16 protein-coding genes and 2 pseudogenes are annotated in these 22013 nt (G+C 76.2%); 8 read left to right on the forward strand and 10 right to left on the reverse strand.

Annotation, left to right across the window (positions count from 1 at the left end; genetic code table 11):
* Positions 1 to 521, forward strand: a 521-nt coding sequence (locus tag ABD323_RS13765; RefSeq protein WP_344441760.1) for a DUF3592 domain-containing protein, incomplete at its 5' end; no start/stop codon positions are given.
* Positions 522 to 533: 12 nt separating this feature from the next.
* On the opposite strand, the gene ABD323_RS13770 is transcribed toward ABD323_RS13765, so the two are convergent.
* The gene (locus tag ABD323_RS13770) at positions 534 to 1085 is read right to left on the reverse strand and encodes a hypothetical protein (RefSeq protein ID WP_344441761.1); all 552 of its coding nucleotides are present in this window, start codon (positions 1083 to 1085) and stop codon (positions 534 to 536) included.
* On the reverse strand, positions 1082 to 1648 hold the full coding sequence (locus ABD323_RS13775) for a GNAT family N-acetyltransferase (RefSeq protein ID WP_344441762.1): 567 nt from the start codon (positions 1646 to 1648) through the stop codon (positions 1082 to 1084). The genes ABD323_RS13770 and ABD323_RS13775 overlap by 4 nt, the downstream gene beginning before the upstream one ends.
* Positions 1649 to 1986: 338 nt before the next feature.
* Between ABD323_RS13775 and ABD323_RS13780 the strand changes: the two genes are divergently transcribed.
* Entirely contained in the window at positions 1987 to 4098 is a 2112-nt protein-coding gene (locus tag ABD323_RS13780; protein WP_344441763.1) for an alpha-galactosidase, read from the forward strand.
* A 130-nt stretch (positions 4099 to 4228) separates the two neighbouring features.
* Here ABD323_RS13780 and ABD323_RS13785 read toward each other — a convergent pair whose 3' ends face one another.
* The gene (locus tag ABD323_RS13785) at positions 4229 to 5455 is read right to left on the reverse strand and encodes an MFS transporter (protein WP_344441764.1); all 1227 of its coding nucleotides are present in this window, start codon (positions 5453 to 5455) and stop codon (positions 4229 to 4231) included.
* Positions 5456 to 5515: 60 nt separating this feature from the next.
* Here ABD323_RS13785 and ABD323_RS13790 point away from each other — a divergent pair, with 60 nt between their 5' ends.
* A complete protein-coding gene (locus tag ABD323_RS13790; RefSeq protein ID WP_344441765.1) occupies positions 5516 to 6541 on the forward strand; it encodes a helix-turn-helix domain-containing protein in 1026 nt (341 codons plus the stop codon).
* 7 nt (positions 6542 to 6548) lie between these two features.
* On the opposite strand, the gene ABD323_RS13795 is transcribed toward ABD323_RS13790, so the two are convergent.
* Positions 6549 to 7661, reverse strand: coding sequence for a DMT family transporter (locus ABD323_RS13795; protein ID WP_344441766.1), 1113 nt, complete (start codon positions 7659 to 7661; stop codon positions 6549 to 6551).
* A gap of 353 nt (positions 7662 to 8014) precedes the next feature.
* On the opposite strand from ABD323_RS13795, the gene cbiE reads away from it, so the two are divergent.
* Together cbiE and cobM are read left to right on the forward strand one after the other, a co-directional pair.
* Positions 8015 to 9319, forward strand: coding sequence for a precorrin-6y C5,15-methyltransferase (decarboxylating) subunit CbiE (cbiE, locus tag ABD323_RS13800; protein ID WP_344441783.1), 1305 nt, complete (start codon positions 8015 to 8017; stop codon positions 9317 to 9319).
* Complete coding sequence (cobM, locus tag ABD323_RS13805) at positions 9316 to 10071, forward strand: precorrin-4 C(11)-methyltransferase (protein WP_344441767.1); 756 nt, start codon at positions 9316 to 9318, stop codon at positions 10069 to 10071. Before cbiE ends, cobM begins: the two co-directional genes overlap by 4 nt.
* A gap of 104 nt (positions 10072 to 10175) precedes the next feature.
* Here cobM and ABD323_RS13810 read toward each other — a convergent pair whose 3' ends face one another.
* Positions 10176 to 11351 (reverse strand): cobalt-precorrin-5B (C(1))-methyltransferase, encoded by a 1176-nt coding sequence (locus ABD323_RS13810; RefSeq protein ID WP_425555984.1) that lies wholly within the window; start codon positions 11349 to 11351, stop codon positions 10176 to 10178.
* 119 nt (positions 11352 to 11470) lie between these two features.
* Between ABD323_RS13810 and ABD323_RS13815 the strand changes: the two genes are divergently transcribed.
* Positions 11471 to 12208: a cobalt-precorrin-6A reductase gene (locus tag ABD323_RS13815; protein ID WP_344441768.1), complete on the forward strand. Its 738-nt coding sequence runs from the start codon at positions 11471 to 11473 to the stop codon at positions 12206 to 12208.
* A 132-nt stretch (positions 12209 to 12340) separates the two neighbouring features.
* The gene (locus ABD323_RS13820) at positions 12341 to 13303 is read left to right on the forward strand and encodes an SDR family oxidoreductase (protein WP_344441769.1); all 963 of its coding nucleotides are present in this window, start codon (positions 12341 to 12343) and stop codon (positions 13301 to 13303) included.
* A gap of 80 nt (positions 13304 to 13383) precedes the next feature.
* On the opposite strand, the gene ABD323_RS13825 is transcribed toward ABD323_RS13820, so the two are convergent.
* From ABD323_RS13825 to ABD323_RS13850, 5 genes and pseudogenes are all read right to left on the reverse strand, one after another.
* Entirely contained in the window at positions 13384 to 15345 is a 1962-nt protein-coding gene (locus ABD323_RS13825; protein ID WP_344441770.1) for a helix-turn-helix domain-containing protein, read from the reverse strand.
* Positions 15346 to 15794: 449 nt separating this feature from the next.
* Positions 15795 to 17496: pseudogene (locus tag ABD323_RS13830) on the reverse strand (precorrin-2 C(20)-methyltransferase).
* Positions 17497 to 17513: 17 nt separating this feature from the next.
* Positions 17514 to 18140, reverse strand: coding sequence for a precorrin-8X methylmutase (locus ABD323_RS13835; RefSeq protein ID WP_344441771.1), 627 nt, complete (start codon positions 18138 to 18140; stop codon positions 17514 to 17516).
* A pseudogene (locus tag ABD323_RS13845) lies at positions 18137 to 19516 on the reverse strand (hypothetical protein). The gene ABD323_RS13835 and the pseudogene ABD323_RS13845 overlap by 4 nt, the downstream one beginning before the upstream one ends.
* A gap of 120 nt (positions 19517 to 19636) precedes the next feature.
* Positions 19637 to 20461: a VOC family protein gene (locus ABD323_RS13850; protein ID WP_344441775.1), complete on the reverse strand. Its 825-nt coding sequence runs from the start codon at positions 20459 to 20461 to the stop codon at positions 19637 to 19639.
* Positions 20462 to 20697: 236 nt separating this feature from the next.
* On the opposite strand from ABD323_RS13850, the gene lepB reads away from it, so the two are divergent.
* Positions 20698 to 21741, forward strand: a complete 1044-nt coding sequence (gene lepB / locus ABD323_RS13855) for a signal peptidase I (RefSeq protein WP_425555985.1) — start codon at positions 20698 to 20700, stop codon at positions 21739 to 21741.
* Positions 21742 to 22013: the final 272 nt, after the last annotated feature.

A 22013-nucleotide genomic window follows, 5' to 3' on the forward strand; every position in this document is an offset into this window, starting at 1 on the left:
CCGTCCCGGCAGCCGCCCTGGCCGTTCCGGGACGGCGACGGCTGCGGCGCGACCGGGCCGAGGCGAGGGTCAGGGCCGAGCGCGAGGAGCGGCTGAGCGCGCACGGGGTGAGCGCCGGCGGCACCGTCACCGAGCTGACAGGCACCGGCGCGAGCGTCAACGACTGGCCCGAACTGCGGCTGACCGTGCGGTTCGAGGCCGCCGACGGCGCGGTCTGGGACACCACGCACACCGACTGGTTCCCGGTGTACCGGCTGCCGCGCGTCGGGGACGCGGTGACGGTCCGCTACGACCCGGCCGACCCGCGGCTGACCGCGGTCGAGCTGCCGGAGCAGGGGGCGGCGCAAGGAGCGAAGCAGGAGCAGGAGCAAGAGGAGGAGCAGGGGCGGGCGGCGGAGCCCGAGTGGCCCGGCGCGCTGGAGCGGCTGGCCGCCCTGCACCGCGCGGGCAGTCTGAGCGAACGGGAGTTCACCCTGGCCAAGGCCCGACTCCTGTCGGACGGTGAGCCCCGGGAGCGGTGAGGCCCCGGCCGCTCAGGGGTGGACGTCGACCGCGTCCGGTGCGGCCAGGTTCTCGGCGTCGAGGAAGACCGTGTCCGACGAGAGGTCGAAGAGCAGCCCGGCCGCGTCCGCCCGCACCAGGGTGGAGTCCAGCAGCGGGCTGCGGGTCCAGTGGGCACCGGCCGGCAGGAAGGCGGCGAGCTCGGCGGAGAGCCCCACGAAGCCGGCGGTGTCCGAGGGAACGGGCGGCGGCGCGGGAGCGGCCGCCGGCACGAGCGGGACGGCGGCGGTCAGCGCGCCGACAGCACCCGGGCTCAACTGCAGGACGGCGTGCAGGAAGGAGTCGGTGGGCCCGGGCACGGTGATCCGGCCGTTCGCGACCGCCGGCGACCGCTCCTGCCAGTGCGCCGAGACGATCCGCCCCAGCTTCGGCAGCCGGGCCGCCAGCGGTTCGACGTCGGTGGAGAGCGGCGGCGGCTGCGGCGCGGGTGCCCGGGCGGGCCGGGCCGCGCGCTGGGCGTAGCCGGCTCCCGCCAGCAGTGCGGCCGCGCTGCCGCCGAGCAGGAGGAATCCCCGGCGTCTCATCCCCGCTCCCCGGTGCTCGCGGCCGGCCGGCCGTCCGGGGTGCCCGGCGCGTGGCAGACGTGCAGGTGGCCGTCGTTCGGGTAGTGCGGCGGGCTGGCCGGCAGCACGCTCTCCAGCCGGTAGCCGGCCTTCTGGGCCACCCGGCAGGAGCCGGTGTTGTCGGCCTGGTGGAGCAGCTCGATCCGGCCCGGACGCCGACCCTCCCGTCCGGCGAACGCCCACCGGGTGAGCGCCCGCACCGCGCGCGGGGCCAGGCCACGGCCGCGGGCGTGCGCGGCGGTCCAGTAGCCGACCTCGGCGGTGGCGCTGCCCGGCCGCTTGAGCACGATGTGCCCCGACACGCGTTCGTCCACCAGCACGGCGAAGGCGAACCGCTCCCCGTCCGCCCACGCCTGCCGGGTGGCGGCGATCCAGCGCAGCGCGTCCTGCTCGCTCGTGATGTCCAGTGAGGTGCGCCGGCGCAGTTCGGGGTCGGCGGCCACCGCGTGCAGCTGCGCCGCGTCCGCGTCCGTCCACGGACGCAGCGTCAGACCGTCGGTCTCCAGCAGCACGGTCGTCGTCATCGTCTCCCCCTCGAGCCCGGTCGCGCCCCCGCGGGCGACCGGCTCCCCGATCATGCCAGCCGCCGGCGTCAGCGATCGCCGCAGGGATCCGGAGAGGGCCCCCGGGCGCCGCCGGGCGCACGGGCACACGCTTCTGATGAGCTGTTGTGTTGAGTCTTGTGGGTTATTGGTCAGTGCAATATCGTATGGCACCACCGTGCAGGCCTCGGTGCACCATCCCGGAGTCACCCCCACCCTCACCGCACCCCCGCCCGCACCCCACCCCCGCCAGCCGTCGTCAGGCCCACCCGCCGGGCGGACGGTGGCTTCGGTCCACCCACCACTCGGGAAGCCCCCACATGCGCACATCACCGCATCGCATCGTCGGCGCCCTCGCCGCCATGGCGCTGGCCGCCTCCGGCCTCGGCGCCACCGCCCTCGTCAGCGCCGCGCCGGCCGTCGCCCTCGGCAACGGCAACGCCCTGACCCCGCCCATGGGGTGGAACTCCTGGAACAGCATGGGCCCGTCCGTCACCGAGGCCGAGGTCAAGCAGACCATCGACTTCATGGCGGCCAACGGCCTGGTGCAGGCCGGCTACAACACCGTCACCGTCGACGACGGCTGGTCGATGCGCCACCGCGACGGCCAGAGCACGGACTTCGTGAAGACCGGCGACAACGCCATGCAGCTGTACGACAACAGCAACCGCCCGGTCTCCGGCACCGACGGCACCGGCAACGACCCCACCAGTGGCCACCTGGTCACCGACCCCACCCAGTTCCCCTCGCAGACCGTCAACGGCCAGACGGTGAACGGCATCCAGTACCTGGCCTGGTACGCGCACAGCAAGGGCATGAAGTTCGGCCTGTACGCCACCGACACCTACACCACCTGCCAGGGCCACCCCGGCAGCCTGGGCCACGAGAGCACCGACGCAGGCGACTTCGTCGCCTGGGGCGTCGACTACGTGAAGTACGACGACTGCCCGTACGGCCCGACGATCGTCGGCCCCGACGGCTACGCGTACTACCCGCAGGGCGAGGGCAAGGAGCTCACCCAGTCCATCTACGCCCGCACCCAGACCTTCCAGCGGGCCCTCGACGCGGCGACCGCCGCCGCGGGCCGGCCGAAGGTGACCCTCAGCCTCTCCGCCCAGCCCGCGCACACCGGTATCCCCTACCTGCTGAACGCCAACGACCCGGCCCGCACCGACCCGCTGATCGTGGCCGCCGGCGTCCAGCCGCACCAGGCGGCCGGCTACTACCCGACCGGCGTGTGGTGCGGCCAGGTCGCCAACCTCTGCCGGATCGGCGGCGACCGGGACAGCGAGCTGGACGGCGTGCTCTACAACGGCCAGTTGCAGACCGCCCTGAAGTACCCGGGCAACGTCCACCCCGGTAGCTGGAACGACATGGACATGATGTTCGCCGGCTGGCAGGACACCAGCGGCGTCTGGGGCGTCACCGACACCTACAAGGGCAACAAGCCCTTCACCGACGACGAGTCGCGCACCGAGCTGTCCGTCCTGTCGATGATGGCCGCCCCGCTCATCTCCGGTGCCGACCTGCGCAGCACCGCCGACGCGCAGCGCACCGCGAACGGCTACACCTGGTCCACCGGGATCAACTCCTCGGCCCTGGGGCTGCTGAAGAACCCCGACATGATCGCCATCGACCAGGACAGCCTCGCCAAGCCCGCCACCCTGGTCGGCACCATGCCCAACTACCCCGCCTCGCAGACGGCTCCCGTGATCCTCAAGCGCCAGCTCGCCAATGGTGACCTGGCCGTCGCGCTGATCAACCAGGACCCGAACAACTGGGCCATGCCCAGCGCCAGTTTCGCCGACCTCGGGCTGACCGGCTCCAGCTACTCCTACCGGGAGCTGTGGACCGGCGCGACCGGCACCATCACCAGCAGCATCGGCGGCAACTGGATCCCCGCACACGGCGTCGCGCTCTACCGCATCGCCGGCGGCAGCATCGGCATGGGCGGCGGCGGCACCGGTGGCACCGGCGGCCGGGCGAGCGTCGTCGGCGACGGCAAGTACCACGCGATCAGCGCGGGCGGCACCGGCGGCCAGGCGCTGGAGGTCCAGGGCGGCTGCTACGCCGGGGTCGGCGGCAACTCCGGCATCAATGCCTACCAGAGCGGCAACGCCGCCCAGCAGTGGCTCTTCACGCCCAACGCGGACGGCACCGTGACGATCACCGACAACTGCTACACCGCCACGCAGACCCACACCGTGCTCGCCGCCGGCGGCGGGGTCGGCAGCGCCTACCTGCTCAACCCCTCGACCAACAACCCGTGGCAGAAGTGGAAGGTCACCCAGAACAGCGCCGGCGCGCTGACCGTCACCAACGTCGGCAACGGTCTGGTCCTGGACGTCGCCGGCACCGCCGCCGGCTCGACCGCGATGACCAACCCGGCCAACTCGGGTGCGGCCGGCCAGAACTGGACCGTGCTGTCCTGACGCCCAGGTCTGACGGCCGGTTCCTGACAGCCGGATCGTGAGGACCGGTTCCGGACAGCCGATCCACGCAGGGGCCCGGCACGGTACGCCACCGTGCCGGGCTCCTGCGCGTCGTGCGGCAGCCGGTCGGTCAGCCGGCCGGCGTGCTCTCCGGCTCCCGCTCCTGCTCCAGCTCCTGTTCCCGGTCGGCCGGTTGGTCGATCGGGGTGCGCAGCCCCGGCGCCAGGACCAGCGTGACCGCGACCGAGAGGCCGGCCACCACGGTCATCGCCGTGGCGGGTGAGCTCTGTTGGGCGATCGTGCCGGCCACCGCGGCGCCCACGCCCTGCATCGTGAGCATCCCGCTGGAGTGCAGGCCGAGCGCGTGCCCGCTCAACTCCCGGGGGGTCAGCCGCATCAGGCGCTCCTGCAGCAGCAGGCTGGCCGAGTAGCCGATCGACGCGAGCGTGACGGCCGCCAGCGCGAGCGGCAGCGCGGGGTGCAGGGCGAAGAGCAGGTAAGGCGCGGCGAGCAGCAGGCGCAGGCCCGCACCGAGCCGCTCGCGCAGGCGCTGCGGGATGAACCGGCCGGCCAGCGTGTCGCCGATGAGCATGCCGAGGGCGGCGAAGGCGAAGAGCAGGCCCGAGTGCCGCGGCGTGTAGGGGACGAAGAGGCTCTCGCAGCCGACGATCAGCCCGTTCGGCACCCAGAGCGCCAGGTAGACGTAGCGGCGCGGCGCGGCCGACCAGAGCCGTGCGTTGGTCCGCCAGGTCTCGCCGGCCGAGGGCCGGCCGGTGGCCCGCGGTGGGCGCCGGCCGAGGCCGAGCCGCGCGGTGGCGGCCGCGGCCAGGTAGAGGGCGGCGCCGGCGAGCAGGGTGCCGCGCGGCGAGAGGGTGGTCACCAGCACGCCGCCGAGGGCGAATCCGCAGATCTGGGTGGTGCCGACGGCCATGTTGAGCGCGGACCGCCCCAGCAGGTACCCCTCGCTCGCGAGGATCTCGTTGAGCAGCCCGTACCGTACGCCGCCGCCCAGCGCGCCGAGCGCGCCGAGGCCCAGCAGCAGCAGGAACGCGGCCCAGACCGGCAGGCCCGGCACGGCCTGCACGGCGGCGCCGAGCCCGAAGAGCACCGCCAGTCCGGTCAGCGCGGCGCGCGGCGGCAGGCGGTCCGCGGCCGACAGCAGGGTGGTGGCGCCGAGCACCTGGGCCAGCGAGGGACCGCACAGGGCGAGGGCGGAGAGCAGCGGTGAGCCGGTGGAGCGGTAGACCAGGGTGCCCAGGGCCAGCCCGGTCACCGTCTGGGCCGCCACCTGGACCGTCGAGGCGGCGAAGAACGGAGTGAACTCCGGCGTGCGGAAGAGTTCCCGGTAGGTACGCATGGCGGGGAGTCTGCGCGGCCCGGTCGGCCGGGCGTTACTCTTTCGCGGGGAGGCGAAACCATGGGCCTGTGGCTGGTCGACACGGACACCCTCGCGGGGAGCCGGTTCGTCGTCTCCCCGCTGGCGGAGACGGTCGCGTGCGTCAAGGTGCTGCAGTCCGCGGCGGCCGCGCATCCGGGCGAGCGCGACTGGCTGGCCGCCCAGTTGCCCTCCTACCGCGAGCGGTTGGCGGGCGATCCGGTCACCGCGCTGCTGATCCGGATCGGGTTGGGACGTCCGTGGAACGCCGACTTCCTCACCCTGCCCCCGCAGCCGCCGCCCGCCGGCTCCCCGGCCGGGAACCGGGACGGCGAGCGGACGTTCGCCCGGGAGGTCGCCCGGATCCGCGACACCGCACCCGAGGCCGCCCGGGCCGACCTGGCCAGGTCGATGGACGGCGCGCTGCCCGCCCAACTGGACCGCGCCGACCTGCCGGAGCGCGCCGCCGACCTGCTGACCTGGGTCTGGACCCACGCGGTGCTGCCCTCCTGGCCGCAGCGCCGCCGGGTCATCGAGGCCGACGTGATCGCCCGCACCGCGCAGTTGAGCCGGGGCGGCTGGGCCGCGGCGCTGAACGACCTGCGGCCCAACACCCGTTGGCTCGGCGACGGCCGGCTGCGGATCAACGCGCACGACTACCCGGACCGGGAACTCCCGGGCGTGCAGCTGATGTTCGTGCCGGTGACGCCGAAGAAGGGGTGGGTCTCCTGGGAGACCCCGCCGGTCGCCGGCGAGCAGCGCGCCGAACACCGGTACGCCATGGTCTACCCGTGCGCCGGCGCACTCGCCGAGGCCGGGCGGACGGCGGCACCCGAGGCGCTGGGCCGGCTGCTCGGGACGGCCCGGGCGGGCGTGCTGGTGCTGCTCGACAGTCCGAAGAGCACCACCCAACTGGTGGCGCTGACCGGCCAGCCGCTCGGCTCGGTGGGCCGCCACCTCAAGGTGCTGCTGGACGCCCGACTGGTCCAGCGGCGCCGCGCCGGACGGTCCGTGCTCTATTTCCGCACGGCCGCCGGCGAGACGCTGCTGCGCGCCCAGGAGACCTGACGCGTCATCAGGTCGCGGTGCGTCCCGCGTCGATGGTCCGCCGGCCCTCGACCACCGCGAGGCCGGTGACCGAGAGCAGTAGCACCACGGTGCCCGCGACGGTGGCGCCGGCGAGCCGCTCGCCGAGCAGACCGACCGCCAGCAGCGCGGCGCCGACCGGCTCGACCAGCGCGATCACCGCGGCGGTGGTGGCCCGCACCACCGCCACCCCGGCGAAGTAGAGGCCGTAGCCGAGCGCGGTGGGGACCGCGGCGGTGTAGAGCAGCAGGGCCACGGTGGCGCCCAGGTGCGCGGGACGCGGCCAGAGGCCAGGCCCCTCGGCGGCGGCGAAGGGCAGCAGCACCAGCGCGCAGACCAGGAAGGAGAACAGTGTGGTGGTGGCCGCATCGGTGGCCGCCCCGGCCGTGCCGGGGCGCGCGGACCAGCGGCCGTACAGGGTGATGCAGGCGAACCCGGCGGCCGAGCCGAGCGCCCAGCCGACCCCGGCCGGCTGCACGCCGACCGGGGCGGCGGCGACCGCACCCGCGGCGACCGGGTGCGCCCCGCCGGCGGCCTGGCCACGGCCCGCGGTCAGCACCAGCAGTCCGACCAGCGCGCCGGCCAGCGCGGCGCGCCCCGCGCCGCCCAGCCGTTCGCGCAGCACCAGGCGCGCGCCGAGCGCCACCAGGACGGGCGCGGCGCCGAGCGTGACCACGGTGCCGACGGCCAGGCCGGTCTGCCGGACGGCTTCGAAGTAGGCGACCTGGAAGAGCGTGAGCCCCAGGCCGTTGACGGCGACGGACGGCAGCCGGCGGCGCAGCGCCGACCACGCGGCGCGCCGGCCGCGCCGGCCGCGGGTGACGCGGGTGACGCGGGTGACGCGGGTGACGCGGGTGACGTCGGCGGTCCGGGGGGTTCGGGCCGGGCCGGTGGCGCGGGTGGTTCGCAGGCCGCGGGCGGCGCGGAGCGCCAGCAGCAGGACGACACCGCCCGCCGAGCGCCAGAAGGTGAGCGCCACCGGGCCCAGCCCGCTGCTGGCGTACAGCAGCGCGGCGGCGGCACCGGCGGTGCCCCAGGAAGCGGCGGAGGCGAGCAGGTAGAGCATGCCCCGCCCGACCGGCAGGGGATGTGCAGCAGACACGGGTGTTCTCCCACGAAGACGTGAACTGGTCGCGTGATCCCGACTGCGGGCGGCACCGACCGGCCCGGGGCATCGCCCGGGCCTGCGTCATCCGTGGCCTGGCCGCCCGCTCAGGCGGCGGGAGGGGGGAGAACAGCTGTGGTAGGCATGCCATCCACCCTACACAGACGGCCGGCGGCGCCCGGGCGGCCGGACCACGGGACGGACCGGCGGGCGGGGCGGGGGGCGGCGGGCCCGGGGCCTGAGCGCGGCGGGGCCGGGACCGGCGGCCGGCGCCGGGGTACGGGCCGGTAGGCTGCCCCGGTGCACCCGTCCGGACCTGCGAGGAGACCGCGTTGAGCAGCCCCCAGTCGATGCCGCCGGTGACGGTCGTGGGGATCGGCGCGGACGGTTGGAACGGCCTGTCGACCCCCTCGCGCGAGGCGCTGCTGGCGGCCGAGGTGGTGGTCGGCGGTGGCCGGCAGCTGGCCCTGCTGCCCGGCACGGTGGCCGCCGAACGCGTCGCCTGGCCCTCGCCGCTGCGGCCGGCGGTGCGGCCGCTGTTCGCCGCGCACGCCGGGCGGCGGGTGGCGGTGCTGGCCAGCGGGGATCCGATGTTCTTCGGGATCGGGCGGACATTGGGCGAGGAACTCGGGGCCGGGCGGCTGCGGGTGCTGCCGCACCCCTCCTCGGTCTCCTACGCCTGCGCCCGGCTCGGCTGGGCGCTGGAGGAGACCGCGACGGTCAGCCTGGTCGGCCGCGAGCTCGACACCCTCGCCGGCGAACTGGCCGAGGGACGGCGGCTGTTGGTGCTCAGCGCGGACGCGAGCACGCCCGCCGCGGTGGCCGGCCTGCTGGAGCGGCGCGGGTACGGGCCGAGCGTGCTGCGGGTGTTGGAGCAGGTGGGCGGGTCGGCGGAGCGGCAGGTCGACGGGACGGCCGAGAGCTGGAACCACCCGGCCGGGGACGCGCTGAACCTGGTGGCGGTGGAGTGCCGGGCCGCGGCGGACACTGTCCGGCCCTCACTCGTGCCCGGCCTGCCGGACGAACTCTTCGAGAGTGACGGACAGCTGACGAAGCGCCATGTCCGTGCGGCGACGCTGGCCACGCTGGCCCCCACCCCCGGCGAGCTGCTCTGGGACGTGGGCGGTGGCTCGGGCAGCATCGCCATCGAGTGGCTGCGCGCACACCGCTCCTGCCGGGCCGTCAGCGTGGAGCGCGACCCGGTGCGGGCCGCCCGGATCGAGCGGAACGCGGCCGCGCTCGGCGTGCCGCGGCTGCGCGTGGTGACCGGTGCCGCGCCCGCCGCGCTGGCCGGACTCCCCACGCCCGACGCCGTCTTCATCGGCGGCGGGCTCACCGCGCCGGGCCTGCTGGCGGCCTGCTGGGCGGCACTGGCACCGGGCGGGCGGCTGGTGGCCAACACGGTCACCCTGGAGTCGGAGGCGCTGCTCACCGACTGGTACCGCCGGCACGGCGGGGAGTTGCTGCGGCTCGCGGTGGCGCACGCCGTCCCGGTGGGCGGCTTCACCGGGTGGCGGCAGGCGATGCCGGTGACCCAGTGGTCGGTCGTCAAGCCGCCACCGCCGGTGGAAATTTCACCGACCGACGCTGCACCGGACCATGCTTCACCGATCGGCAGTTCGCCGGTCGACACCGCAGAGGGAGACGCGCTGTGACCGTGTACTTCGTCGGGGCCGGCCCCGGCGCCGCCGACCTGATCACCGTGCGCGGGGCCCGCGTGCTGGCGCGCTGCGGGGTCTGCCTCTACGCGGGCAGCCTGGTCCCGGCCGAGTTGCTCGCCGAGTGCCCGCCGGACGCCCGGCTGGTCGACACCGCCCGGCTGAACCTCGACGAGATCATCGCCGAGCTGGTCCAGGCCCACCACGACGGCCAGGACGTCGCGCGGCTGCACTCGGGCGACCCGTCGGTCTTCAGCGCGGTCGCCGAGCAGATGCGCCGGCTCGACGCGGCGGGCGTGCCGTACGAGGTGGTGCCCGGCGTGCCGGCGTTCGCGGCGGCCGCGGCGGCGCTGAAGCGGGAGCTGACCGTGCCGACGGTGGGTCAGACGGTGATCCTGACCCGGATCGCCCAGCAGGCCACCCCGATGCCCGAGGGCGAGGACCTGGCCACCCTGGGCCGCAGCGGCGCGCTGCTCGTCCTGCACCTGGCCGCCCGCTACGTGGACCGGGTGGTGGCCGAACTGCTGCCGCACTACGGCGCCGACTGCCCGGCGGCAGTCGTCGCGATGGCCAGCCGCCCCGACGAGCTGGTGCTGCGCGGGACGCTGGCCGACATCGCGGGGCAGGTGAAGGAGGCCGGCGTGGTGCGCACCGCGGTGATCCTGGTGGGGCGCACGCTCGGCGCGGAGCAGTTCCGCGACAGTCACCTGTACTCGGCGGAGCGCGACCGCTCCTGCCAGCTGCCGTAGCCCCGGTCGGCGACGCGGAGGCCGGTGGCACGGTGGCCACCGGCCGGCAGCCGCCGGGCTCGACGACCGGCGGCTCGACGACCGGCGGCTCAGCGGTCGGCGGCTCAGCGGTTGGCGAGCGGCTCGGCACGGCCGACGACGGTGCCGCCGCGGTCGATGCAGATCACGTCGACCGCCACCGGCGCCTCGCGCAGCACCCCGAGCGCGGTGGCCCGGGCCGCCCGGGCGACCAGGTCGCCCAGCGGCACGCCGGCCGCCCGGCAGAGCACGATGGCCTCCAGCCCGGTGTTGGCCGCCGCCACCGCCGCCACCAGCTCGGCGTCGGCCCCGCCCTCGGCGGCGAGGCCGGCCAGGAAGCCCTTGTCCACCTGGGAACGCGAGGAGTGCAGGTCGAGATGGCCGGCCGCGAGCTTGGAGAGCTTGGCGAAACCGCCCGCGATGGTCAGCCGGTCCACCGGGTGGCGGCGCAGGTACTTGAGCACCGCGCCGGCGAAGTCGCCCATGTCCAGCAGCGCGTCCTGGGGCAGCCCGTGCTCGGCCACCGCGACCTTCTCGGAGGTGGAGCCGGTGCACCCGGCCACGTGCGTGCGGCCCGCCGCGCGCGCCACGTCCACCCCGCGCCGGATCGAGTCGATCCAGGCCGAGCAGGAGTACGGCACGACGATCCCGGTGGTGCCGAGCACCGAGAGCCCGCCCAGGATGCCCAGCCGCGGGTTCCAGGTGCTGCGGGCGATCTCGGCGCCGTTGTCGATGGAGATCTCGATCTCCACGTCGCCGGCGCCGCCGTACCGCGCGGCGACGCTCGCGACCGCCTCGCGCATCATCTGGCGCGGCACCGGGTTGATCGCCGGCTCGCCGACCGCCAGCGGCAGGCCGGCCTTGGTCACCGTGCCCACCCCCGGCCCGGCCCGGAAGACCACGCCGCTGCCCGGCGCGCCGGCCCGGACGGTGGAGCGGACGACCGCGCCGTGCGTGACGTCCGGATCGTCACCGGCGTCCTTGACCACGGCGGCCATCGCCCACGGCCCGGCGGCGACCCCGTCCCCGGCCGGTTCGCCACCGGGCGGCCCGGCCGGCGGCCCGCCCAGCTGCTCGGCGGCCAGCGCGAAGGCGGGCCGCTGGCCCTTGGGCAGGGTGATCACCACCGGGTCGGGGAACTCGCCGGTGAGCAGCGCCGTGTAGGCCGCCGTGGTGGCGGCGGTGGCGCAGGCACCGGTCGTCCAGCCGTGGCGCAGGCCGCTGCTCTGCAGCTGCGCACCCCGCCCGCCGGTCACGGTCACGGGCGCGGACGCTTCGCCACGGCCGGTGCCCGCGGGGGCGGAACCGGTGGCAGCATCGGGCGTGTCAGCCACCGTCGACTCCCCCGACCGTCCGAACGTCCGACCCGAAGGGACCACCCGTGCGGCACATCCTGATCCTCGGCGGCACCACCGAGGCCCGGCAGCTGGCGGCCGAGCTCGCGGCGGAGCCCACCGTCCGGGTGACCAGCTCGCTGGCCGGCCGGGTAGCCGAGCAGCGGCTGCCGGCCGGCGAGGTGCGGGTGGGCGGCTTCGGCGGCCCTGCCGGGCTGGCCGAGTGGCTGCGGTCGCAGCACGTGCACACCCTCATCGACGCCACGCATCCCTTCGCCCAGGTCATCAGCCGTAACGCGGCCGAGGCGGCCGCCGCCGACCATGTTCCCCTGTTCGCCCTGCGCCGGCCCAGCTGGGTCCCCGTCCCGGGCGACCGGTGGCACCCGGTCGGCTCGCTGGCCGAGGCTGCGGAGGCACTGCCGGCGCTGGGCCGGCGGGCCCTGCTGACCACCGGACGGCTCGGGCTGGCCGCCTTCGCCGGGGTCGAGGGCGTCCACCTGGTGGCCCGCTCGGTGGAGCGGCCCGACCCGCCGCTCCCGCCGGACCTGGTGGTGCTGCTGGACCGCGGCCCCTTCCAGCTGGACGGCGAGCGGGACGTCTTCCGCGAGCACCGGATCGACCTGCTGGTCACCAAGGACAGCGGCGGTGCCGCCACCGCGCCCAAGCTCGCCGTGGCGCGCGAGCTGGGGCTGCCCGTGGTGATCGTGCGGCGGCCCGAACTGCCCAGCGGGGTAAGGGCAGTGGCCGACGTGGCAGGGGTGCTGGAGCTGTTGCGGGCCTCCTGAGGAGTGCGCCGGGACCGCCCCGCCGACCGGCCCCGGGCCGCTGTTCGGTACAGGACAAGAGGGGCCCGCAGGCGTACCGTTGGCACCCCCCAGGCGTCGGCACGTCGAGCCGACGCGGAGCGAGGAGCTGCTGTGGCCCGTCGGATCATGGACATCGCGGTACCGGATCAGCACGGCCGGTCGGCCGTCGTGACCGGGGCGAACAGCGGGATCGGCTTCGAGACCGCGCGCCGCCTCGCGCTGGCCGGGGCCGAGGTCGTGCTGGCGGTGCGGGACACCACGAAGGGCGAGCGGGCGGCCGACCGGATCCGCGCGGACCTGGCCGAGCAGAACGGCGGCCCGGACGCGGGCGGTTCGGTGACCGTCGCCGCACTGGACCTGGCCGGCCTCGCCTCGGTGGCGGCCTTCGCGGCCGCGCTGGCCGACCGCGGGCGACCGCTCGACCTGCTGGTGAACAACGCCGGGGTGATGGCGGTGCCGGACCGGCACACCACCGAGGACGGCTTCGAGCTGCAGTTCGGCACCAACCACCTCGGGCACTTCGCGCTCACCGGGCGACTGTTGCCGCTGCTGCGGGCCTCGACCGCGGCCCGCGTGGTGGCGATCGGCAGCCTGGCCGCCCGGCGCGGACGGATCGACCTCGACAACCTCAACAGCGAGCGCCGCTACCGCCCCTGGGAGGCGTACTGCCGCTCCAAGCTGGCCAACCTGATGTTCTCCCAGGAGCTGGACCGGCGCAGCGAGCGGCACGGCTGGGGCATCCGCAGCACGGCCGCCCACCCGGGATTCACCCGCACCAACCTGCAGTTCAGCGGCCCGCTGCTGGACCGCCGCACCGGCGCGCCGAACATCAGCGACCTGGTGACGCGCATCCCCGGCCTCTCCCAGGACCCCGTGCGCGGGGCGCTGCCCACGCTGGTGGCGGCCACCAGTGAGCGGGCGGTCGGCGGTGGCTACTACGGCCCCGACGGCCCGGGCGAGTTGACCGGCCTGCCGACCACCGCCCGGGCGCCACGGCAGTTGCGGGACCTGTCGGCGGCGGCCGAACTCTGGTCGGCCTCCGAGCGGTTGACCGGGGTGACCTACCCGGGCTGAGCCGCCCGAACCGAGCACCGCCGCCGCACACCGCCGCCGCGCACCGGGGGCACGCACCGGGGGCACGGCCGAACAGCGGGTCACAGCGGCGGGGGCGGCGTCTCGCCGGTGATCCACAGGGCCCAGGCCAGCTCGTGGGCACCGGACCGTCCCGCCGTCAGCTCGCGCTGCAACAGCCGCTCGGCGCTGCGCAGATGGTCCAGCACGGTCTGGTGGTGCAGCCCGAGGGCGGCCGGGGCGTCGCGGGCGTTGGCGCCGGCCCGGATCCAGGCGGTCAGCGTGCGCAGCAGCGGGCGGCGGTCCTGCGCCAGCGGGGCCAGGAAGGAGGCCGCCCAGGCCCGCGCGGGCGGGCAGCCGAGCACCCCGGCCAGCGGGAGCGCCGGCGACGCCGGCAGCGCGGTGTACGGTCGCGCCTGCACCTGGAGGGCGAGGTCCAGGGCCGCCCGCGCGGCGAGGTCTCCCCAGTCCAACCCCAGGACCTTGACGCCGCGTTCGATCCGCCGGGCGACGGTGTTGCGGTGCACGTCGAGCATCCGGCCGGTCTGCGCGTGGCTGAAGGCCAGCGCCAGCCGGGTGGTCTCGACGACCTCCTCGCGCTGCTCGCGCGGCAGGTCCAGCATCGGCTGCAGCAGTTCCGCCGCCCAGATCCGCGCGGACTCCCCCAGTAGCTGGGCGAGTTGGGTCTGCGCCCGGTAGAGCGCCCGGCGCTCGGGCAGACCGCGGGCCACCGACAGCGCGTTGAACGCCTCGCGGTAGGCGTCGGCGGTGCGGGTGAGCTCGACGGTGGTGCTGCCGCCGAGCGCGTGGCCGAGCCGCTCGGCGACCACCGCGCTCAACTGCCGCCCGACCGGGCACCAGCCGAACGCGTCCAGCGCGACCTCGGGCGCCAGCGGCGCCAGCACGATCAACTGGCTGTCGTGCGCCGGGCAGCGGATGACCAGCGCCTGACCGGCGGTCGCCGCGAGGCAGGCCTGCCCGGTGAGGTCGCGGTCGGTGGAACCGCAGTCGACCAGGTACACCCGGGCCGTGTCGGTGGTCAGCACCCCGGGGGCGAGCGGGGCGGCGGTGCGCCGGGCCAGCGTGGTCTGACCGCCCATCAGCAGCTGGAAGGCGGCCACCCGCAGGGAGGCGGAGACCTCCAGCAGGCGGGCGCGCTCGACCGCCGCGTCCCGGGCGTCCAGCAGCTGTGAGAGCACGGTCTCGGCATGCGTGAGCAGACGCATGTCGGCAGCGGAGAATCGTTGCGCGCGGCGCACGGCGAGGACGGCGCGGGCCGGGTGGCCGCCGAACGGGAGGAGCCGCAACTCGCCGCTTTCGGCGGCACCTTCGGGGACGCCCTCGGGAGCCCGGTCGGGAGCGGGGGTGGGATCCGGGGATCCGCGCAGCAGTCGGGCGATCCGCGAGCGGGCCGGCGCGAGCCGCTGCGCCGCCTCCGGTGGCGCCCAGGCCTCGGGGGGCCATCCCCCGGGCGGCGAACCGCTGGGAGACGAGCCGCCGGGACGGTCGGACGGCGCACCGGTGGTGAGCGTGGCGTCCGCGCCCAGCCGGCGGGCCAGCCAGGCGACCACCCGCGCGGGCCCCTCCGGACGCCCCGACTGGCGGCGCAGCTGCTCCAGCAGCTCGTCCAACTCGTGCCCCGCACGCTCCGCCTCGCGGCGCAGCAGGTCGCGCAGCGCGCGCTCGATCCGGGCCACCGGGGTGGTCGGGGCGAGCGTCAGCAACGGGAGGCCGTGGGCGGCCGCGGCCCGCGCGACCGCCACCGCGACGGGTTCGGCGAGCCCGTCGGGAACGGCCAGCGCGGCGACCCGGGTACCGACCAGCCGGGCCGGCCAGCCGGCCGGGTCCGTGGTGCCGGCGGCCAGCACCACGAGCAGATCCCGCAGGTCCTCGGAGTCGCCCGGCTCCCCGCCCACCGCGCCCACCGCGCCGGTGGGCTGCCACGTGCCGAGCACGGTCCGGGCGGCGTGGGCCGGTTCGGCCCCCGGCTCCGCCCAGTGCAGCGCGAGCTCCGGCTGCCCGGTCAGGAATCCCAAGGTCGGCATGGGCCGGCCCCTCCTCGTCGTCGCGGCCTCGTACCCGCACCCGCGCACCCTGTCGGCGGCCGGTGTGCAGTGGTGAGGGTGCACCGGTCATCGACTGTGCACGGGGGAGGTACCGGGAGTGATCGCCCGCAGAATACCGTCGATGCCGTCGACCCGGAGTGGTCGACTGCCGCACAGGGGACGGCAGCCGGCTGCCTCCTGGCCGCGGCGTGCCCCGGGCCGGGTGACCGACCGCGTGCCGGCCGGCCACCGGGAGACTCGTGGCCCCACCCGCGGGCTCCCAGCACAGCACCGCCCCCGCACCCGTCGGCGCGAGCCGGGAGGGTACGGGGGCGGTGCTGTGCTGGTGTCTCCGGGCCGGGCCGGGCCGGGCCGGGCCGGGCCGGGCCGGGCCGGGCCGTGGCTTCGGCGCGGTCGGGTCCGGCGTGGTGCCTCGGAGCCCGTCCGGCTCAGGACTCCGGGTCGTCCGGGTAGCGGCGCGGCGTCCAGACCACCTCGGTGCCGTCCCCGCGCAGCACCGCCCGGGTCTGCGAGGAGCCGATCAGCAGAATGGTCCGCATGTCGACCTCGGCCGGGTCGAGGGTGGCCAGCGTGACGATCCGCACCCGCTCGGTCGGTCCGCCGACGTCCCGGGCCATCACCACCGGCGTGTCCGGCGACCGGTGTTCGAGCAGCAGGTCGCGGGCGAGGCCGACCTGGGTGGTGCGGCTGCGCGAGCCCGGGTTGTAGAGCGCGAGCACCAGGTCGGCGGCGGACGCCGCGCCTGCTGCGGCCCTGGGGGACGCGGCGGCCGCGCGGGCCGGGGTTGTAGAGCGCGACCCCCAGGGGGGCGGCGCCCCCCGCCCGCAGCCGGGTGGCCACCGCGGACCACGGCTTGAGGCGGTCGGAGAGCGAGACGACGGCGTAGTCGTGGCCCAGCGGCGCACCGGCGCGCGAGGCGGCGGCGTGCGCGGCGGTCATCCCCGGCACGATCCGCACCGGCACCTCGCGGTACGGATCGGCGCAGGCCGCCTCCAGGACGGCGGTGGCCATCGCGAAGACGCCCGGGTCGCCGGAGGAGACCACCGCGACCCGGCGGCCGCGGCGGGCCAGGTCGAGCGCGAACTCGGCCCGCTCGGCCTCCACCTTGTTGTCCGAGCCGTGGCGCACCTGGCCGGGCCGCACCGGGACCCGGTCCAGGTAGGTGGTGTAGCCCACCAGCTCGTCGGCCGCGGCCAGTTCGCCGCGTGCCTCGGGGGTGAGCCAGAGCGGGCCGGCCGGGCCGAGCCCGACCACGACCACCTGGCCGCGGGCCCCCGCGGCGTCCGTCCCGACCGGCTCGGTCCGCTCGGCCGCGGCCTCGGTCACCGGCTCGATCGCGGCCTGGAGCACGGGTTCGGCCGTGGCCTCGGCCGGCAGGCCGATCCGGCTGGGCAGCACCGCCAGCGAGAAGTACGGCACGCTCTGCGGGTCGACCTCGGCCAGTGGCGCGGTCCGCTCCCCGGCCATGGTGGCGCGCTCCACGAACTGCGCGTCCGCCAGCCGCCCCGAGCGCTCCAGCGCCCGGCGCACGGTCGGGAAGGTGCGGCCGAGCTTGAGGATCGCGGCCGAGTCGGTGGCGGCCAGCCGGGCCGTCAGCTCCTCCTCCGGCAGCGTGCCGGGCAGGATCGTCAGCACCTCCTCGGCCTCCACCAGCGGCCGGCCCAGCCGGGCCGCGGCGGCGCTCACCGAGGTCACCCCGGGCACCACCTCGGTCGGGTAGCGGTGGGCGAGGCGCTTGTGCATGTGCATGTACGAGCCGTAGAACATCGGGTCGCCCTCGGCGAGCACCACCACGGTCCGGCCGGCGTCCAGGTGCACGGCCAGCCGCTCGGCGGCCTCGGCGTAGAACTCGTCCAACGCCCCGCGGTAGCCGCCCGGGTGGTCGGTGGTCTCGGTGGTGACCGGGTAGACCAGCGGCTCCTCCAGCTGACCCTCGCGCAGGTAGCGGGCGGCGATCGAGCGGGCGATCGAGCGGCCGTGCCGGGCGCTGTGGTAGGCCACCACGTCCGCCTTGCCGATCAGTTCGGCGGCCCGCACGGTCATCAGGTCCGGGTCGCCGGGGCCGAGCCCGACGCCGTACAGCCGCCCCGACGTGCCGTCCCGGGGCGGTGTGCCGTCCTGATCCGGCATGGCGTTCTGACGGTCCGTCATTCCACCTCACTCGCAATCGCGTTGAGCGCGGCGGCGGCGATCGCACTGCCGCCGCGGCGGCCCCGGACCACCAGGTGCTCCAGGCCCGAGGGGTGGTCGGCCAGCGCCTGCTTGGACTCGGCGGCGCCGATGAAGCCCACCGGGACCCCGATCACGGCGGCCGGCCGCGGGGCCCCCGCCTCGATCATCTCCAGCAGCCGGAAGAGCGAGGTGGGGGCGTTGCCGACGGCCACCACCGCCCCCTCCAGTCGGTCGCGCCACAGTTCCATCGCGGCCGCGCTGCGGGTGGTGCCGAGTTCGGCCGCCAGGCCCGGCACGGCGGGGTCGGAGAGCGTGCAGATGACCTCGTTGTCGGCCGGCAGCCGCTTGCGGGTGACCCCGCTGGCCACCATCGACACGTCACAGAGGATCGGCGCGCCGGCCCGCAGCGCGGTGCGGGCGGCGGCGACCACGCCGGGCGTCCAGAGCAGGTCGGCGACCAGGTCGGTCATCCCGCAGGCGTGGATCATCCGCACGGCGACCTGGGAGACGTCGGCCGGCAGCCCGGCCAGGTCGGCCTCGGCGCGGATGGTGGCAAAGGACTCGCGGTAGATCGCCGCGCCGTCCTTCTCGTACTCGATCACGTGGTCCTCCGGGCCGCAGCGACCGCTGCCGCCATCTGTTGGTTCGTCACTTCGGTGGTGCCCGGGCCGCCTGGCCCGGCCTGGGGCCACCGGGAGATCCGGTAGCCGCCGCCGGTGGCCAGCACGTCCACCCAGTCCCCGGCCGGGTGCCCGCAGCGGCGCTCGCAGCCCGACCAGTGCACGGGGAGCCCGGCGGGCCCGACCGTACCGTCCAGGGCGGCGGCCGCCTCGGTCCGCACGTCGGCCAGCGACTTGGCTCAGCCGGGCGAGCCGGTGCAGGCGGTGGCCCGTTCCCAGGGCGTGCCGGGCACGGTCCGCAGGCCCAGCGCCGCCAGTTCCGGCAGCCGTTCGGCACCCGCGCCGGGCACGACCACGCTCCGCCAGGGGGTCACCCGCAGCTCGTCGCCGAGCGCGGCCAGCGCGCGCCACTGGTCGGCGCTGCCGCGGCCGAAGCGCAGGCCGACGGCGAGGCCGCCCGCGCAGGGTCCGACGGCGGGCGGGCGCTCGGACGGCTCGGACCAGGCCGGCAGCGGGCGCGGGACCAGCCCGAGCCGCTCGGCCAGCACGGTGCCGTCCGGGTCCGCCTCGCGGATCCGCCAGACGCCCGCGGCGGCGAGCCGGGCGAACTCCTCGGCCACCGCCAGGGCCGCGCGCGGGCCGTCGGCCACCTCGGCGCACCAGTGGGCCCGGCCCAGCCGCAGCAGGGCCGGGCGCGCGGCGGCGGGCTCGACGGGGGCCGGCGTCGTGTCGGTGGGGGTGGAGGGGACGGCGACCCGTGCGATCAAGGTCACATCGGCGTCGAGCGCGGCCACGTCACCCCACCCGTCGTCCAGGGCGAAGAGGAAGCGGCCGGAGAGCGCGCCGGCCGTCGGGCTCGCGCAGAGCAGCGCGTCCAGCGCGCGCACCCAGGGCCGCAGGTCGGGGCTCGTCCGGCGCGGGTCCGCCGGCTCACCGGCGCCGGTGGTCGGGGCATCGGAAGTCGGGGTGCCGGTGGCCGGGGCAGCGGCGGCGCGCAGGCCCGCCAGTGGGCTGGCGACGAGGTTGCGCACCCGGTCGTGCGAGTCCGAGGGGAGCAGGCCGACGGCCCGCAGCCGGGCGGCGAGTTCCGCGCCCGCGTCCGGCGCCAGGCCGCGCAGCTGCAGGTTGCCGCGCGAGGTGGCCTCCAGCGCGCCGTCGCCGAGCTCGGCCGCGGCGTCGGCCAGCGCCCGCGTCTGATCCCCCGCCAGCAGTCCCCCCGGCACCCTGACCCGGGCCAACGCCCCGTCATCGGCCGCGTGCAGCCGCATCGCCCCCGGACAGGCGTCGTCGCGCCCCCGACCGGCCCGTTCGGGGGCAGGCTCGAAGGCGGCGGGTGAGGGTGACATGGCCGCGAGCATACCGATGATCCGACCGGACGTATGCCCCGCACCGGGCGTGATCCACGTCTCCGCCCGGGGCCGGTCCAACGGGCCCCGGGCCCCGCGCCCCGGCCGGAGCGCAGAGCCCTGGGCGGACGGTCAGGCCTGGCCCGGGGTGGTCGCGGTGCCCGGGGCGCTCGGCGTGAGCAGCACGAAGTCGGCGCCGGCCGGGTCGACGCAGACGGCCAGCCGCCCGACGCCCGGAACGTCGGCCGGTCCCATCTGCAGCGTGCCGCCGTTCGCGGTGACCTTGGCGATCGAGGCGTCGCAGTCGGCGGACTGGAACACCGGGTGCCAGTAGGGGCGGCCCCCGGTCAGCGCCAGGTGCTCCGCCGGCAGCTGGAGCAGGCCGCCGTGCATCCGATCGGTCGGCAGGCCTGCGGGGGTGAGGATGGTGTAGGAGCCCTCGTCGCCACCGGGCATCGGCATGTCGCCGGCCTGCCAGCCGAGGACGCTGCCGTAGAACGCCTTGGCGCCGGCCGCGTCCGTCGTGTACAGCTCCACCCAGCAGAGCGCCCCCGGCGTGTCGGTGACCTCCATGCCCTGCATCGTGCCGGGCTGCCAGACCGCGAACTGGCCGCCCTGCGGGTCGGTGAGCTGGGCGATCCGGCCCGCGCCGTCGGCGTCGAACGGCTCGCCGCGCAGCGACCCGCCGGCCTTCAGGACGGCCTGCGCCGTGGCGTCGGCGTCGGCGGTGGTGAAGTAGGTCATCCAGGCCGACCGGGCTCCCTCCTCGGTCAGCCGGCCGATCGCGCCGATCGGCTTGCCGCCCAGCCGGAGCACCAGGTACCCGCCCTCCTCGGGGCCGAACTGCTCGGCCTCCCAGTCGAAGACGGCGGTGTAGAAGGCGGTCGCGGCGGCGACGTCGGCGGCGCCGAGGTCGACCCAACAGGGCGAGCCGGGGACGAAGTCGGTGGTGAGCACGGCGATTCCCTTCGCAGAACAAGCGATTCCTCGCGGACCAGGTCGTCCGGCGCCCAGCGTCGCACCCGGAACCGACAGCCGGCCGTCGACCCGCCGCTGCGACCGGGGTTTCTGACGCTCCGTCAGCTCTGCGGCGGGTCGTTCGGGAACCTCCGTTCGTTCGTGACTACGGGGCCGAGCGGGTACCCGAGGGTCCGGATGGCGATCACAGCGGCGGGAAGGACACCGAACCACCCATGAGCATCGAGGAACGGGACACCGACAGACCGGCCGCACCGGCGCGGGCCGCGGCCGGCGCACGGCTCGGCCGCGCCGCCAGGGCCGCCTGGGCGGACCGGCGGTGGCGGCCCGGGTCGCGCGCTGACGTGGCACGGGGCACGGCACGGCGCGGTGCTGGCCGCGGCCGCGGAGCGCGGGCGCGGCGGCCCTGGTGGAAGGAACTACCGGTCCTGGTGGGGATCGCGCTGATCCTGGCGCTGGGCATCAAGACCTTCTTCGTCCAGGCCTTCTCGATCCCCTCGGGCTCGATGGAGAACACCCTGCAGATCGGCGACCGGGTGCTGGTCGACAAGCTCACCCCGTGGTTCGGCGCCGAGCCGCAGCGCGGCGAGGTGGTGGTCTTCCACGATCCCGGCGGCTGGCTGGACGATCCGACCGCCACCGGGCACCAGGGCGGAGGCCTGCTGAGCGATGTCCAGCAGGCCCTCGCCGCGGTCGGGCTGATGCCCGCGGCCAGCGAGAAGGACCTGATCAAGCGGGTGATCGCGGTCGGCGGGGACACCGTCACCTGCCAGGCCGGCGGCCCGGTCAAGGTCAACGGCGTGCCGCTGGACGAGCCGTACATCCGCCCGGGCTCGACCCCGTGCGGCGAGCGCCCGGCGGGCACCGTCAAGGTGCCCGCGGGCCACCTGTGGGTGATGGGCGACCACCGCGACGACTCCCAGGACTCGCGCTACCACGTCCACGAGCCCGGGGGCGGCTTCGTGCCCGTGCAGAACGTGATCGGGCGGGCCTTCGTGGTGGCGTGGCCCATCCCGCACTGGTCCGGGATCCCGGTGCCCGCGACCTTCGACCAACGACGGCTCGGCGCCCCGGCCCCGGCCACGGCCCCGGGCAACGCCCTGGCGGCCGCCCCCCCCCCCCCCCCCCCGGCCCCCCCCCCCCCGCCCGCCGCGGGACTCCTCGGCGCACTGCCGCCGACCCTCTGGCGCCGCCGCCGCAGGTTGCGCGCGCTGTCCCGACGCACGGGCGACACGGCGGCGGTGACGACCGGGCGCTGACCGTCCCGGCGGGAGCCGAGCGATCCACGGCCCGACCACGGCCCGACCTGAGCCGCACCCGGTGGGAACCGGGTGCGGCTTTCCGTCATCAGACCGTGTTCGGCACGCTGCCCCGCGTGAAACTGGAGCGGCAGGACGGCAGTTGACACCTGGCGGCCCGATATCCGGGAAATCGCCACGCGTCGATCCTGCGGCGCTAGCATCCTGCGCGGGGCGGATCGAGGCCGATCCGGACCGCCGGCAACTGCGGCTGAGAGGGCTCAACTCCCGTG

This window comes from Kitasatospora nipponensis (genome assembly GCF_039528135.1).
Classification (GTDB): Bacteria; Actinomycetota; Actinomycetes; order Streptomycetales; family Streptomycetaceae; genus Kitasatospora; species Kitasatospora nipponensis.

What these genes read in the sequence shown, in the direction of transcription:
- ABD323_RS13770 (WP_344441761.1), bottom strand. Translation starts at nt 1,085, where the DNA reads ATGAGACGCCGGGGATTCCTCCTGCTCGGCGGCAGCGCGGCCGCACTG.
- ABD323_RS13775 (WP_344441762.1), bottom strand. Translation starts at nt 1,648, where the DNA reads ATGACGACGACCGTGCTGCTGGAGACCGACGGTCTGACGCTGCGTCCG.
- ABD323_RS13780 (WP_344441763.1), top strand. Translation starts at nt 1,987, where the DNA reads ATGCGCACATCACCGCATCGCATCGTCGGCGCCCTCGCCGCCATGGCG.
- ABD323_RS13785 (WP_344441764.1), bottom strand. Translation starts at nt 5,455, where the DNA reads ATGCGTACCTACCGGGAACTCTTCCGCACGCCGGAGTTCACTCCGTTC.
- ABD323_RS13790 (WP_344441765.1), top strand. Translation starts at nt 5,516, where the DNA reads ATGGGCCTGTGGCTGGTCGACACGGACACCCTCGCGGGGAGCCGGTTC.
- cbiE (WP_344441783.1), top strand. Translation starts at nt 8,015, where the DNA reads ATGCCGCCGGTGACGGTCGTGGGGATCGGCGCGGACGGTTGGAACGGC.
- ABD323_RS13825 (WP_344441770.1), bottom strand. Translation starts at nt 15,345, where the DNA reads ATGCCGACCTTGGGATTCCTGACCGGGCAGCCGGAGCTCGCGCTGCAC.
- lepB (WP_425555985.1), top strand. Translation starts at nt 20,698, where the DNA reads ATGAGCATCGAGGAACGGGACACCGACAGACCGGCCGCACCGGCGCGG.